Genomic DNA, 14,020 nt, shown 5'->3' with positions numbered 1-14,020 from the left:
CTTACTCCCCCGCGCTCGCTGTCTGTTCTGCCTTGGCGGCGTCGCGCTCTTCGCGCGACTCGCCGCCGCGGTAGATGATGTCTTTGGCGCGCTCGTCGAGGTCGTCCGCGTCGCCCTCGAAGACGAGTTCGCCGTCGCTCAGGCCGACGACGCGGTCGGCGTAGTCGGTCGCGAGGTCGACTTCGTGGATGTTGATGAGGACGGGGATATCGTCTTCGCGCGCGATTTCGGTGAGCAGGTCCATCACTTCGACCGACGTTTCCGGGTCGAGCGCGCTCGTCGGTTCGTCGACGAGGAGGATTTTCGGGCGCTGAATGACGGCTCTGGCGATGCCGACGCGTTGGCGCTGGCCGCCGGAGAGTTCGTCCGCGCGGTCGTTTTCGACGCCTTCGAGCCCGACCCGGTGCAGGACCTCTCGCGCCTTGGCGATGTCCTCGCTGTCGAAGTTGCGGCGGAACGCGTCCCACGTGCTCATGTAGCCGAGTCGACCCGAGAGGACGTTTTCCATCACGGTTAGGCGCTCGATGAGGTTGAACTCCTGGTGAATCATGCCCATGTCGCGGCGGGCGTCCCGGAGTTCCGTGCTCGATAGCCCCGTAATCTCGGTGTCGCCGAGCCAGACCTCACCGTCCGTCGGCTCCGTGAGACGGTTGATACAGCGGATAAGCGTACTCTTACCGGCTCCGCTCGGCCCGATAATCGAGACGATTTCGTTGCCACTGACTTCCATCGAGAGGCCCTTGAGGGCCCGGTCGCCGGAGTCGTATACTTTTTCTATGTCGTTGACAGTCAGCATGGGATTGGGTAGTGTAGATTATTCGCCGAGGTTCTCCGTCTGGTACTCGACGCCGTTGTTCTCCTGAATCTGGAGGATGATGTCGTAGACGGTCGCGTAGTCGATTTCTGTGAACTTCCCACGCCCTTCGAACGTCTCTGCGATCTGCGTGTCGGAGTAATCGTAGTCGACGAACGCAGCCCGGATTCCCTCCTGAATCTCGGGAGTGAGGTTGTAGCGGTAGGTAAAGCTCGTCGTCGGGAAGGGGTTGCTCGCCCAGACGACCTTGATTTTCGAGGGGTCGAGGTTGCCGGCGTTTGCGACGCGCGTCACACACGTACTGCAGACGGGGGCGGCGTCGTAGTCGCCGTTTGCCACGCCGAGGACGCTCTGTTCGTGCCCGCCGGAGTAGGCGACTTCGTAGTCGTCACCGGGCACGACGCCCTGATTGGCGAAGAGTGCGCGCGGAGCCTGGTTGCCGGAGTTCGACGACGGCTCGGAGTGGGCGACGCGCTTGCCCTTCAGGTCCGAAAGCGAGTCGATTTCGTCGTTGTCGGCCTGCGTTGCCAGCCAGAGCCGGTAGCCGAAGTCTCCTTCGCCGGAGACCTGCAGCGAGAACGGCACGGCACCGGCGAGGTTCACGGCGAACGGCGTCGGTCCCGTGGAGAAGCCGGCGATGTGGAGTCGCTCGGAGCGCATCGCTTCGACCTGCGACGCGTACGACTGCAGTGGGAAGTACTCGACTTCCTTGCCGGTCTCTTTGGCGATGTTGTCCATGAGCGGCTTCATGGTCGTCCGGTAGGCCGCCGGGTCCTCGGATGGCGTCATCGCGAACGCGAGTTTGTCGGGGTCGAGGAGTTCGCTTTCCTTGGTCGGCGTCTCCTTGACCGGTTTCCCGTAGCGGGGCTTGTCCCGCTCTTCCATGTTATTGAGGTCCGAAAGTGACCCCGTCTCGAACCCGGCGTTGATGAGCGCCGCCATGGGCTGTGGGAACTCTGGGTTCGACGGATCGAAGTCCGACGTACTGCCACTATCCGTGCTTTCACTGCCGGACTCGCCCTCTGAGTCGGTCGCCGACTCGGTGGCGTTACCGTCTTCACCGCCACTTTGGATACAGCCTGCGAAGCCGAAAGACATGGCTGCTGCGCCGCTAGCGAGGAGTGAACGTCTCGATTGGTCGAACCTAGTCATTGGTGTACCGCCATTGAAACGGACATTCGGTATAAATGTTATGAATGATTATATAGTAGTATATCGTGGAAATACCCGAAAATAGTAATATGTATATATTGGGCTGTTAGATGGCGGCTAATAGTCCGCCACTGATGAGACCAGCAACGATGAGTGCGCCACTCGCCTTTGCGACGGGTCGGAAGAGCGAGCGGTTGATGCTGGCTGCGAGGACGATTTTCACGATAATACTCGCGCTCGTCCCGGCGAGGATGCTTGCTGCAGCGACGTCGGCGGACACCTTCCCGGCGAGATAGAGCGTGACAGCGGTCGTGGTCGTGGACCCGCTGGAAATAAGACCGCTCAGGAAGCTGGTCGTCACCAATCCGGCTGCACCGAAGAACTGCTGTGCGCCCGCCGAAACGACGAGAATCACCAAGAACAGCCCGCCGAACTTGAGCGCGTTCGACAGGCTAAACGGAGAGTCGAAATCGAGTTGCAACTCGGTATCCCAGTCGGTAAGGTAGACGGAGAGACCGACACCGACAATCGCTATGACGCCGAGTGGCGTTCCGACCTCAGGGACGACCTCCGGGATGAACACCCCGACGAGAAACAGGTTTCGGACGGCCATCGCCGCGTCCGCGAGCAACACCGCGCCGACCGACAGCGAGAGGATGTTTTTGTTTCGCTCCGCGCGGTCTGCGAACTCGCCGATGACCGCTGTGGAGTTCACGAGACCGCCGAAAAAACCCGTAATCGCGATGCCGCGACTCCCGTAGCGCTGCATGATGACGTAGTTGACGAAGCCGAGCCCGCTCACGGCGACGACGAGCAACCAGACGAGTTGGGGCTGAATGGCGTTCCACGGGCCAACCGGGTCTGACGGGAGAAGCGGATAGACGACGAACGCGAGAATCGCGAACTCGGCCGCGCTCTTGACCTCCTCTTTCGAGAGGCCCCACGCGAACTGGTGTAGCTCTCGCCGGAGCACCAAGAGCAGCGACGAGATAATCACGAGCACGACCGCTTCGAGGACGAAATCTGCGGCGACCATCACCCCGGCGCTATAGGCGACGAACAGCGAGGCAGAGGTGGTCAACGAGAGGCTTCGCGGCGAGTCATCGTCGAGGAGACCATCAGCACCGAGCAGGACGGTCTGCAGCAAGACGAGAACCCCGCCGAGTATGAGGAGCGCGTTGTTGTCGATTGTCGTCGAAATCGCCCCGATAAGACTCGTGAGTGCGAAGGTTCGAATCCCTGCTGACTTCTGTGACCACTCACGTTCGAGACCGAGAAACATCCCTAACGCCGCCGCGATAAACAACTGCGTGATGCGAGGGCTAATCGGGAGGACCGTCACATCGACTTGCATCATGGTCGCCTCCGTCGGGCGACGTGTCGCCCCGTCAGCGGCCGTCTCCACGGAGAGTGGGCCGCGAGTTCATCTCTTCCAAGCATGTGATTCGCTGTGCACTCATCACGCACACCATATAAATATTCTCTATAGACTATGTATGTGAATTGTTTTCACTTTTTAACAGGGGTGTGGTAGTTGTCTGAACTACATTCGGCCGTACTCCCCCTCGACAGAGGCTTTTTCTCGATTCCAACGCAATTTTTACCATGTACCAGTCTATTCTCGTTCCGATTGACGGCACTGACGCGTCACATGCTGCCCTCCAGCACGCACTGTCGATTGCGGAACCGTTCGACGCAGCCGTCCACGTGATTACCGTGGTCGAGCCATCCGGTGGCGGACTCGGATTCGCTTCCAACGATGTCGCGGAGTTGGATGCCGCGATTCAGGACCTCGTCGAGGCGGCTGTCGCGGCCCGTGAGCGGACTACCGTCGAGATTCAGACCGAGGTCCGGCGGGCACAGACCCCCTACGATGGGATTCTTGCGCATTCGGAGGCGGTCGATGCCGACCTCATCGTCGCCGGTCGACACGGCAGTACTTCGCTTCCAGAAGCGATTCTCGGAGGCACTGCGGACCGACTCGCGCGACTGTCACCGGTGCCGGTCGTGCTCGTTCCCCGGCCCGAAGAATCGAGTGACTGAATCGGGAGATGGTCACTCGCTGCCCTCCCGAAGAACCCGACGGAAAAATTGATACAGTTACGACGACGTGTGTTTCACCGACCCCATGAGCGCGTCGTCGACGGACACTGGCACTCACTTGACGCTCGACCTCTGGCATCCGAACTGTTGGGCCATCCAAGCGACTGCCGAGCACGCAGGCGGCATCATCGCTCACGCGGTGTACGAAACCCCGACGTACGGCACGGAGTCATCGACGGTGACGGGCCTGTACACTGCATACGCCGATTCGGAACGGGAGCTGACGCGGTTAATCGAGGCTATCGGGGCCTCACCGCTGGTCGGGGCGATTGACGAGATTCAGACGCAGTTTGACACCCGAAGACAACGCATCGCTCCGGGGGCCGTCGCCCGGGAGGTGTTCGTCGAATACGACCCCAGTGACCTGATTTTCCCCCAGTTGCGAAAACACGGCTTCGTCCACAGCGCGCCGGGCAAAATCGAAGATGGCCGCGAGTATTGGGACGTTCGCTACACGGGGACGCGAAGTGAAATCGAGACGGCGCTCGATGCGGTCCGCGACAGTTCGAACGCGGATATCAAAATCGCACGCATCGGGGCCGTCAGTGGTGGTCCGCGGGAAGTACACCAACTGGAGACACTGACTCCGCGACAACGCGAGGTGTTCGAACTGGCCCGCGAACGAGGATACTACAACTGGCCACGTGACACTTCGACCCGCAAACTCGCTGCCGCGTTAGATATATCGAAAACGACGTTTCTCGAACATCTCCGCAAGGCCGAGGCGAAACTGCTCGACCCCTGAGCCACGACTGGTGTCAGTCGTCGGTCGTCGACGCCGGCCCGCGGTGCGTTTCGGCACCGGCGGGGGCCGCACCCGCTTTGTACGTGATTTGCCAGCCGGTGAGACCCATCAGCAGTAAGACCACCGGCGAGAGGATGCCGAAAAAGTAGTACGGCGCGTATTCGAGGGTGCCGACGCCGAGTGTTCCGGCCATGAAGAGCGCCCCGCTGTTCCACGGGATGAGCGCGCTCGTGGTCGTTCCGGCGGACTCGATGGCTCGCGAGAGGTTCTCACTGCTGAGTCCCTGGTCTTCGTAGAGGTTCCGGAGCGTGATTCCGGGGACGACGATGCTGATGTACTGCTCTGCGGCGAGGATGTTCATCGAGACCGCGGAGATGGCAGTGACGCCGGTCAGACTGGCGACGCCACGGCTGAGCCGACCGAGGTGGTGTGCGAGGACGGCAAGAATACCGGTCCGTTCGAGCATGCCACCGAGCGAGAGCGCGGCGATGGCGATGGTGACGACCCACGCACCGCCGATCATGCCACTACTCGCCAGCAGACCATCGACGAGTTCCATGCCGGTCGCGGGGCTCGTTCCGGACTGGGCAATCGACCACACGGCGGCGAATTTGGTTCCCTGCATCGCGACCGACGTTATCGCGCCCGCGAACACACCCGCCCCGAGCGTCGGCAGCGCGGGAACGCCGTAGATGGCGAGTCCGAACGTAACTAAAAGCGGGACGAACGTGAGCACCGAAATCTCGTACGACCCGGTGAGTGCGCCCTGTATCTCGGCGATACGACCCACTGGGATGTTACCGGACGCCTGGAATCCGAGGACGGCGTACAGCGCGACCGCGATTACGAACGCGAGGAGCGACCCGTTGCGCATCGCGTTGACGTGGTCGAATAGGTCCGTGTTCGTCACGGCCGCCGCGAGGTTCGTTGTATCCGACAGCGGTGACTGCTTGTCACCCATGTACGCTCCAGAGAGGATTGCACCGGCGGTCATCGGTTCGGGGATTCCGAGTCCAGCCCCGATACCAATAAAGGAGACTCCGAGCGTCCCGGCGGCCGTCCACGACGACCCGATGGCGAACGTGACAAGTGCTGCGAGCACCGCCGTGACGGGCAGGAAAATCTTCGGTGTTAACAGTTCGAGCCCGTAGTACATCAGGCTCGGAATCGTCCCCGCGGCGACCCACGTAGCGATGAGCGTGTAGACGACGAACATGATGAGGATGACCTGAATCCCCATGTGGAGACTGTCCGTGATACCGCTGTAGAGGTCGTCCCACGTGATGCCGAGCCAGTACCGACTGAAGAGTCCAGTAAACGTAATGCCCCAAAAGAGGGGGAACTGCGGGTCAAGCCCGTACACCACGATGCCTGCTCCGAGGAACACGAGCATCCCGACAACCGGTACCAACGCCTCAAGCAGCGATGGTCGTTTTTCTGGGTCGATTTCCTCATACAGTTGCGGTTCGAATGCTAGTCCCATCGGGGTACCTCCGGAGTCTCCCGTTGAGAGTCAACCACAAGGGTGGGAGTGAGCCTGTTGTCTCCCCGTGCCATCAGAACGCTTCTGCTGCGAGAGATTGAAAGCCGATGCGCGAACACTCGTAACCAGTCCCCCGCGTCGACGTGCCGACGGCGGTGGTGTGGTTGACAATCCATACCACTCAAACAATCATGAACGTCGCATATAAATTTTTTATTCGGACACTATGCCGTGATATGTTTGGGAATCTCAAACAGATGGGTGCCGAAAGCGGACATATGAAACACGCCACTGATTCACTGTTTGATATACCAGAACTATTACACGGCCGTCGAGAAAGAGGGGTATGGACGACAATCGGCACGCAGACGCCCCCCGTCGAATCAAGTCCGTACAGACTGCGAGTGAGATATTGGACACGATACAACAGCAGTCCGAACCGACGTTCAGTGAACTGTGTGACGTGCTCGATGCATCGAAGGGGACCGTCCACACCTACCTCGCGACGCTCGAAGATGAGGGATTCATCGCGAAGTCGGATGGACACTACCGGCTCGGCTTGCGCTTCGTTACGATGGGTGAGACCGTCCGCAACGAGACGGACCTGTACCGGGCGGGCCAAGTCGAGGTCGACAAACTCGCAGAACAGACCAGCGAGTACGTCCACTTGACTGTTGCTTACCGTGGCAAGGAAGTGACGATGTACGAGAGTCGCGGTGACAACGCCGTCGCGATGGATTACCACCTCCGCATGCGCGAGGCACCTCAGTACCTCCACTGTACGTCGACTGGGAAAGCGATGCTCGCGAACTTCGACGAAGCCCGCGTCCGCGATATCATCGACGAGCAGGGTCTCGCCAAGCGGACTGAAAACACCATCACCGACCCGGACCGCCTGTTTCGCGAACTCGAACAGATTCGTGAACGGGGGTACGCTGTCAACGACGAAGAAGAGCTACGCGGCACGCGGTCGATTGGTGCTCCGGTCCGCGGCGTCGACGGCGATATCTGTGGCGCGGTCAGCGTGACGGCCCCGACAAGTCGACTCTCCGGGGAGCGCTTCCAGACGGAGATTCCAGAACTCGTGATGCAAACAGCGAATATTATCGAAGTGAATCTTGAAACGACTGTTTTCGAACAGCAGCACTAATCGAGAGCATCTGTTTGATAGTTCCAAACCCATCTGTCGGTGAATAGTCCCCTGACTGTGAAGGATTGACGATGTTATCGCAGGATTACGAGCGATACCATAATCTGGTGAGTGTTCACACGCTCCAATATTGTTTGGTATTATCGAATTGAGTCCGAACAGAGTCTGACAATCGTCTGTTCAACACAGCAATTCGAGTAGATAGATAGTTTATCAGCTAAATTTATGTATGATTGTTAAGTACGGTGTTAGTATGGATCGAGACACAGTCGAGCCGAGTGTTACGTCGCTTCCCGGTCCCAAAGCGACAGAGTGGGTTGAATATCACCAACAGACGGCCGCAACCAGTACGTACGTTTACGAATTCGTCTGGGATATCACGAAGGATGCGATTGGTCCGTTCTGTACCGACCCGGACGGCAACGTGTTGCTGGATTTCACCAGCCACGTCGCTGCGGCCCCGCTCGGGTATAACAACCCGGAACTGAAGGCGCGTCTCGATGGACTTGACCTCGTCGACCCGATGAAAATCGCCGGGCAGGATTTCTATGTGAGCACCGGCGGAACGCCGGAGACCACGTCGCTCCCCGGCCCGTCCCACCTTATGGACCTCTTGACCGACGCCACAGACCAGTACGGGCTAGATACGGTCTTCCTCTCTAACTCCGGGGCTGAAGCGGTCGAAAACGCAATCAAAGTCTGCTACGACCACTGTGAGACACCGAAGTACGGAATCACGTTCGAAGGAGCGTTCCACGGTCGGACGCTCGGCGCACTCTCGCTGAACCGGTCGAAATCCGTTCACCGACGAAAATTCCCCGAGATAAGCGGGATTCACGATGTCCCGTATTCGATGGCGGGACTCGAACAACTCCGCGCCAAACTGGACTCCAAACACGGCCACGTCCCTGCCGACCAAGTCGCGTTCCTCATCCTCGAACCGGTGCAGGGAGAAGGCGGCTACCGCGTACCGAGCGAGGAGTTCATGCGCGAACTCCAGGATATCTGTAGCGAGCACGACATTCCCGTCATCGCCGACGAAATCCAGTCGGGCGTTGGCCGTACCGGCGAGATGTGGGCATCGGACCACTACGACCTCGAACCGGACGTGATTACGAGTGCAAAGGCCCTCCGCGTCGGCGCGACGGTATCGAACGACGAGATGTTCCCCGATACGGAAGCGCGACTCTCCTCGACGTGGGGCGCAGGCGACATCCTCGCTTCGATTCAGGGCGCACTGACGCTCGAAATCATCGAAGAGCAGAACCTGATGTCGAACGCCGCCGAGAAAGGGACGTACCTCCGCACCCACCTCGACCGCCTCGCCGAGCGCACCAACTGCATCACCGATGTCCGCGGTCTCGGTCTGATGACCGCAATCGAGTTCGATACCAAAGACAACCGCGATGCCGTCGTCGATGCCGCGCTGGCCGAAGGCCTGCTGACGCTCGGCTGCGGTAAGCGGTCGCTCCGACTCCTCCCGCCGCTCGACGTCACCGAGCGCGAACTCGACCTCGCTATCGACCTTCTCGACACGGCCGTCGGAAACGTCGTCGGTGTCGCACAGTCGCGGATGAACTGAGTCCCCTCCCTCGAACGGTTTTCGGCGACGGTAGCGCATTCGGTAATCCACCGAGATGCACACTCCTGAATACAGGTACAGTTGTTCGAGTCTATAGCAGCGCACCCACGGCGAAGCCGACCCCAGTCGCAACGGTCGAGATGAGCGCCTGTCTGTTGGGTCTCCGGAATATCCCAGAGAAAAGTATCCCGAGCGAGCATCCGAATACGAACTCGTGAGGAGCGGTGCCGTCGACCGTTAGCGGTCCAGCAACGAGTGACCCTGACGGCACGATGGCTTCGATGAACACCAACCCAGTAATTCCGAGGAGAGTGAAGAACCCGTCTCGCCGTCGGTTTCGGGGTAGTTTCTCAACCATGCTTCGAAAATTGTCTCTAAACAGACATATGTACTACGAAGTAGCAGCACGCTCACGGTTACCTCCTCACAGCGGCACTCTTACGACTCTGACAAACCATCGAATATCAGAGACGACGGCTGCTGCGAGTCGACGACAACGCTCGAAAACGCCGAATGAGTTGTCAAATGGCAGAAATGCGTGCCGAAGCCCGAAGGCCCTTTTATAGGACACTCGGAAGGGCGGTATGCGAGATACGAACCGTGCGTGGTACTTCGCTGCGCGACCGGATGGCGAACCAGACGCGGACAGCTTCGAACTGCGCGAAACCGAACGTCCAGAGCCGACGAGTGGCGAACTCCTCGTGCGCGTCAACTACCTCTCGGTCGACCCGTACATGCGCGGCCGGATGCGCGATACCGAATCGTACGCTGAGCCGTGGGATGTCGGCGATATCCTGAAAGGCGGTATCGTCGGCGAGGTCGTCGAGAGCGAGAGCGACCAGTACGACACCGGCGACCTCGTTACCGGCGAAGGGACGTGGGCAGATTACAGCGTCGTGGATGCGGACGATGTCGCCCCAGTCGACCCGACGGTCGCCGACCTCCCGGCGTATCTAGGAGTTCTGGGAATGCCCGGCCGAACGGCGTACTTCGGCCTGCTCGACGTCGGTGAGCCAAAGCCCGGTGACACGGTCGTCGTCTCCGGTGCGGCGGGTGCTGTCGGCTCGGTCGTCGGCCAGATTGCGAAACTGAACGGCTGTCGTGTCGTCGGGTTCGCCGGGTCGGACGAAAAGACCGAATGGCTCACCGAGGACCTCGGTTTCGACGCCGCGATCAACTACAAAACGACCGACGACTACCGCACTGCACTGGACGAGGTTGCACCTGGCGGTGTCGACGTGTACTTCGATAACGTCGGTGGCCCGATTACGGACGCCGTCTTCACGAAACTGAACGTCGACGCCCGCGTTGCAGTGTGCGGACAAATCGCCCACTACAACGACGAAGACGTGCCGATGGGGCCGCGGAAGCTCCCCATGCTCATCGCTCCGCGCGCCAAGGTTCAGGGACTACTCGTCGGCGATTATGCGACACGATTCGGTGAGGCAAGCGAGCGCCTCGCGACGTGGGTTGCGACCGGTGATCTCTCCCACCGCGAGACCGTCGTCGACGGACTGGAGAACGCACCGGATGCGTTCCTTGGTCTCTTCTCCGGTGATAATATTGGAAAACAGGTGGTGCAGGTGTCCACCCCCTCGTCGTAAGAACACCTCGCATACCTCGATTGACAGAGGGGACGGCGGCCCATCCCCCGGACGTTACTTCTGTTTTGTGCACTCTCGACCGGCGCTTAGCCGAGCAGACCGAGCGAGTCGATTTCGTCGGTGACGACGTTAATCGCCTCGCGCGCGTGTTCGACCTGTTTGGCTCCCGTGATGACGATTTTACCGGAGCCGAACATCAGGACAACCACACTCGGTTCGTCGATTCGGTAGACGAGACCGGGGAACTGTTCGGGTTCGTATTCGACGTCTTCGAGACCAAGTCCGATAGCAAGCGCGTTCAGGTTGAGTGTCGTTCCGAGGTCGGCACTCGAGACGATGTTCTGAATCGTGGCTTCTTCGCGGTCCTCAGTTGGGATACCGAGTTTACTCAGTTCCCCGAAGACTTGTTCGAGCGCTCGGTCGACATCGTCGACGCTGCTCGCGCCAGTACACACAATCTTACCCGAGCGGAAGATGAGACTCGCTGCTTTCGGCTCTTGCGTGCGGTAAACGAGTCCGGGGAAGTTGTCCGGGTCGTAGTCCGCGCCGACGAGGTCCATCGAAAGCGATTCCAGGTCTAACTCCTGACCAACGGCCGTGGAGGCGACGACGTTCTGAATCTCAAGAGACTCGAGACGAGCTTCGTGCGACATCATAGTTGTGTTTTATATACTACTACTTAAAGAATCCCCGAGCGAACGCAGTCCTTCTCCAATCAATGATTATAAATTGTTATATTTGCCCGAATTACCCCTCCGACACCACATGGCCTTCTCATCAGATATCAACCCTGATACTCGGAGCCGAGTGATTATTAGCGATGATAAATGAACTCAGATAATGAACAGCGATGACCGAATTCGACAACAATTGTCATCGGTCCGAGCGGCCCTCGAAACAGCACTCGTCACGAATGGCACGGAGCAAACAGATGCTTCGGAACGGGTCGAGGATGACGACCCACCGTCACCTTCGTCGAGCAACGGGCAGACAGTTCTCACAGGCGAGACTGAAGTAGATCCGCACGAACGCGAACGCGACGATGCAGTTGCGTCGAGGGAGCAACTCGAAGCACTCTCTGACGCAGTCGCACAGTGTATCGACGGTGACCTGACCGTTCGCGTCGATGTCCCGGACGACCCGACGCTCGAACGCCATGCGCGGTTGCTCAACGAACTGTTCGAGGGCATGCAAGCATCGATACGCAACGTCGATGCGTTCGCAGAACAGGTCGCTGCCTCGACTGCGGTCGTCGCGGATTCGGTCGAAGAGAGTCGGAGCGAAAGTCGGACAGTCGCCGAATCGGTCGACGATATCGCAACTGGTGCGCGCCAGCAGAGTCAGAGCGTCGACGAAGTCGCAGACGAGATGCGGAACCTGTCGGCGACGATTGAAGAGGTCGCCGCGTCGGCGGACGAAATCAGACACTCCACCGACGAGGCAGTCACGCGGGGTGAACAGGGGAAGCAAGCGGCCGAGGAGGCAATCGAAGAACTGGACGCAATCGGCGAACAGACCAACGCGACGGTCGAACAAGTCGAGACGCTCAACGACCACATTGGGGAGATTACGGGTATCGCCTCGAAAATCTCCGATATTGCCGAACAGACGAACATCCTCGCGCTGAACGCTTCAATCGAGGCAGCACGCGCCGGTGAAGCAGGAGAGGGATTCGCAGTCGTCGCGAACGAGGTGAAGTCGCTCGCCGAGGAGACACAGTCCGCAACCGAAGACATCGAGACGACGATTGACGCGGTCCAATCACAGTCGGTCGAGACGGTCGACGAAATCACGGACACCAAACGTCGCATCGAAGACGGCAGCGAGACCATTCAAGATGCGTTGCTCGCGCTCGATAGCGTCGTCGAAGACATCCACGAAACCAACAGTAGCGTCCACGAGATTAGTGATGCGACGGACTCGCAGGCGGCCACGTCGCAGGAGGTTGTGACCCAGGCCGACAACGTCGGTGCAATCAGTGAAGAGACCGCCTCTCAGGCGACCGAGGTTGCTGGCTCGGCCCGGCGACAGACCGTCTCGCTCTCCGAAGCGGTAAGCAAGATACACAGCCTCACGGAGCAAGCCGATGCGCTCCAAGAGACAATCGACGACTACCAGTTACGTTCGGAGCGGACGACGGAAAGCGGCCAGACGGTCGTCCAGTTCTGGCATGCGATGTCCGGGTCGAAGGCGATGTTACTGGATTCGTTGGTGTCGGAGTTCAACGCCGAGCACGACGATATCCGCGTCGAAGCGGCGGCAAAAGGAAACTATCGCGGTACGTTCGATGCGACCCTTGCTGCCGCACGCTCGGGGATGCCGCCGACGATTGCACAACTCTACGAAATCGGAACGCAGCGCGCACTGGACAGCGGGGAGTTCACGCCCGTCGAATCGGTTCTCCCCGGAACCGCATCGGCAAACGCTCTCGTCCCCGAAATAGCGAACTACTACCGCCACGATGGCACGCTCTGGTCGATGCCGTTCAACGCGTCGAACCCTGTCTTATACTACAATGCGGATGCGTTCCGCCGTGCCGGACTCGACCCGGATTCGCCGCCCGAGACGTTCGACGACGTGACGAATGCTGCGGCGACGTTGACGACGAACGGAACCACTCAGTACGGAGCCACGTGGGCGAACTACAGTTGGTTTATCGAACAGTGGTTTGCAGCGGCGGGCGAGTGTCTCTTCGACGCCGAAAACGGACGACACGGGGCTTCAAAACACGCAAATTTCGATGGAGAGGCTGCGGCGACCATCTTCGGGTGGTGGCGCGACCTCGAACAGAACGGGCTTCTCTACGACCCCGGCGTCGAGGCGCGTGGCGATGCGCGGGATGCATTCCTCAACGGGGAGGCGGCGATGCTCATCGACTCCAGTTCGAGTACCATGTCGGTCATCGAAGGAGCGGACGCAAACGGATTCACCGCCAAGGTCGGAAAGCTCCCGGCACCCGGGTCGCGCTCGGGAGTCGTCGTCGGCGGAGCCTCGCTTTGGGTCGCCGACGACGTGCCGGACCAACAGCAGGCCGCCGCAGGCGAGTTCCTTGCGTGGTTGACACAGCCCGAGCAGCAGGCCCGGTGGCACCGTCAGACGGGCTATTTCCCGGTTCACCAGCAGACGAAACAGCTTCTCGACCGGGACGGCTGGTTCGACGAACAACCCGAGTTTGCGGTCGCATTCGAACAGTTGGCCGAGAGCGAGGACACACCGGCGACGCGCGGTGCTCGCGTCGGTCCGTTTACGACCGTCCGGACAATCATCTCCGAGGGACTCTCTGAACTCTTCGATGGACGCGACCTCGACCGCGTGCTTCGGCAGATGAACGACCAGGTTTCCACTCGCCTCTCAGAGTACGATTCGTCGAACGGGCGCTAACTCGAG

At 59.8% G+C, this 14,020-nt stretch carries 12 protein-coding genes; 6 read left to right on the top strand and 6 right to left on the bottom strand.

The annotated features are described in order from the left end of the window. Position 1 precedes the first annotated feature (1 nt). From phnC to HFX_RS12700, 3 genes are all read right to left on the bottom strand, one after another. Positions 2 to 796 (bottom strand): phosphonate ABC transporter ATP-binding protein, encoded by a 795-nt coding sequence (gene phnC, locus HFX_RS12710; protein ID WP_004059569.1) that lies wholly within the window; start codon positions 794 to 796, stop codon positions 2 to 4. An 18-nt stretch (positions 797 to 814) separates the two neighbouring features. Beyond that, entirely contained in the window at positions 815 to 1,966 is a 1,152-nt protein-coding gene (gene phnD, locus HFX_RS12705; RefSeq protein ID WP_014732449.1) for a phosphate/phosphite/phosphonate ABC transporter substrate-binding protein, read from the bottom strand. A 106-nt stretch (positions 1,967 to 2,072) separates the two neighbouring features. Then, positions 2,073 to 3,320, bottom strand: a complete 1,248-nt coding sequence (locus HFX_RS12700) for an MgtC/SapB family protein (RefSeq protein ID WP_014732450.1) — start codon at positions 3,318 to 3,320, stop codon at positions 2,073 to 2,075. Between the two features lie 251 nt (positions 3,321 to 3,571). On the opposite strand from HFX_RS12700, the gene HFX_RS12695 reads away from it, so the two are divergent. Both HFX_RS12695 and HFX_RS12690 read left to right on the top strand, forming a co-directional pair. Continuing rightward, positions 3,572 to 4,009, top strand: coding sequence for a universal stress protein (locus tag HFX_RS12695; protein WP_004059572.1), 438 nt, complete (start codon positions 3,572 to 3,574; stop codon positions 4,007 to 4,009). 85 nt (positions 4,010 to 4,094) lie between these two features. Beyond that, the gene (locus HFX_RS12690; RefSeq protein WP_004059573.1) at positions 4,095 to 4,814 is read left to right on the top strand and encodes a helix-turn-helix domain-containing protein; all 720 of its coding nucleotides are present in this window, start codon (positions 4,095 to 4,097) and stop codon (positions 4,812 to 4,814) included. Positions 4,815 to 4,827: 13 nt separating this feature from the next. Here the strand turns inward: HFX_RS12690 and arcD are convergent, their stop codons facing one another. Beyond that, positions 4,828 to 6,297 carry an arginine/ornithine antiporter ArcD gene (gene arcD, locus HFX_RS12685; RefSeq protein ID WP_004059574.1) on the bottom strand — a complete coding sequence of 490 codons (1,470 nt, stop codon included), beginning with the start codon at positions 6,295 to 6,297 and terminating at the stop codon, positions 4,828 to 4,830. Between the two features lie 346 nt (positions 6,298 to 6,643). Between arcD and HFX_RS12680 the strand changes: the two genes are divergently transcribed. After that, the gene (locus HFX_RS12680; RefSeq protein ID WP_004059575.1) at positions 6,644 to 7,447 is read left to right on the top strand and encodes an IclR family transcriptional regulator; all 804 of its coding nucleotides are present in this window, start codon (positions 6,644 to 6,646) and stop codon (positions 7,445 to 7,447) included. A 253-nt stretch (positions 7,448 to 7,700) separates the two neighbouring features. Next, entirely contained in the window at positions 7,701 to 9,029 is a 1,329-nt protein-coding gene (locus tag HFX_RS12675) for a class-III pyridoxal-phosphate-dependent aminotransferase (protein ID WP_004059576.1), read from the top strand. 91 nt (positions 9,030 to 9,120) lie between these two features. Here the strand turns inward: HFX_RS12675 and HFX_RS12670 are convergent, their stop codons facing one another. Continuing rightward, positions 9,121 to 9,387, bottom strand: a complete 267-nt coding sequence (locus HFX_RS12670; RefSeq protein ID WP_004059577.1) for a hypothetical protein — start codon at positions 9,385 to 9,387, stop codon at positions 9,121 to 9,123. A gap of 226 nt (positions 9,388 to 9,613) precedes the next feature. Between HFX_RS12670 and HFX_RS12665 the strand changes: the two genes are divergently transcribed. Then, a complete protein-coding gene (locus HFX_RS12665; protein WP_004059578.1) occupies positions 9,614 to 10,633 on the top strand; it encodes an NADP-dependent oxidoreductase in 1,020 nt (339 codons plus the stop codon). Positions 10,634 to 10,719: 86 nt separating this feature from the next. Here HFX_RS12665 and HFX_RS12660 read toward each other — a convergent pair whose 3' ends face one another. Continuing rightward, complete coding sequence (locus HFX_RS12660; RefSeq protein WP_004059579.1) at positions 10,720 to 11,286, bottom strand: TATA-box-binding protein; 567 nt, start codon at positions 11,284 to 11,286, stop codon at positions 10,720 to 10,722. Positions 11,287 to 11,473: 187 nt separating this feature from the next. Between HFX_RS12660 and HFX_RS12655 the strand changes: the two genes are divergently transcribed. Then, positions 11,474 to 14,014 carry a methyl-accepting chemotaxis protein gene (locus HFX_RS12655; protein ID WP_004059580.1) on the top strand — a complete coding sequence of 847 codons (2,541 nt, stop codon included), beginning with the start codon at positions 11,474 to 11,476 and terminating at the stop codon, positions 14,012 to 14,014. Positions 14,015 to 14,020 lie beyond the last annotated feature (6 nt).

The sequence above is a fragment of the Haloferax mediterranei ATCC 33500 genome, from assembly GCF_000306765.2.
GTDB lineage: Archaea > Halobacteriota > Halobacteria > Halobacteriales > Haloferacaceae > Haloferax > Haloferax mediterranei.
Note: the sequence above shows the minus strand (reverse complement) of the source record. Positions and strands in the feature narration are given on the sequence as shown.

Excerpts from the sequence above, each read along its gene's own strand:
- HFX_RS12665 (WP_004059578.1), top strand. The coding sequence starts at position 9,614 with ATGCGAGATACGAACCGTGCGTGGTACTTCGCTGCGCGACCGGATGGC.
- HFX_RS12690 (WP_004059573.1), top strand. The coding sequence starts at position 4,095 with ATGAGCGCGTCGTCGACGGACACTGGCACTCACTTGACGCTCGACCTC.
- arcD (WP_004059574.1), bottom strand. The coding sequence starts at position 6,297 with ATGGGACTAGCATTCGAACCGCAACTGTATGAGGAAATCGACCCAGAA.
- HFX_RS12675 (WP_004059576.1), top strand. The coding sequence starts at position 7,701 with ATGGATCGAGACACAGTCGAGCCGAGTGTTACGTCGCTTCCCGGTCCC.
- HFX_RS12680 (WP_004059575.1), top strand. The coding sequence starts at position 6,644 with ATGGACGACAATCGGCACGCAGACGCCCCCCGTCGAATCAAGTCCGTA.
- HFX_RS12660 (WP_004059579.1), bottom strand. The coding sequence starts at position 11,286 with ATGTCGCACGAAGCTCGTCTCGAGTCTCTTGAGATTCAGAACGTCGTC.
- HFX_RS12655 (WP_004059580.1), top strand. The coding sequence starts at position 11,474 with ATGAACAGCGATGACCGAATTCGACAACAATTGTCATCGGTCCGAGCG.
- HFX_RS12695 (WP_004059572.1), top strand. The coding sequence starts at position 3,572 with ATGTACCAGTCTATTCTCGTTCCGATTGACGGCACTGACGCGTCACAT.
- HFX_RS12670 (WP_004059577.1), bottom strand. The coding sequence starts at position 9,387 with ATGGTTGAGAAACTACCCCGAAACCGACGGCGAGACGGGTTCTTCACT.
- phnD (WP_014732449.1), bottom strand. The coding sequence starts at position 1,966 with ATGACTAGGTTCGACCAATCGAGACGTTCACTCCTCGCTAGCGGCGCA.
- phnC (WP_004059569.1), bottom strand. The coding sequence starts at position 796 with ATGCTGACTGTCAACGACATAGAAAAAGTATACGACTCCGGCGACCGG.
- HFX_RS12700 (WP_014732450.1), bottom strand. The coding sequence starts at position 3,320 with ATGCAAGTCGATGTGACGGTCCTCCCGATTAGCCCTCGCATCACGCAG.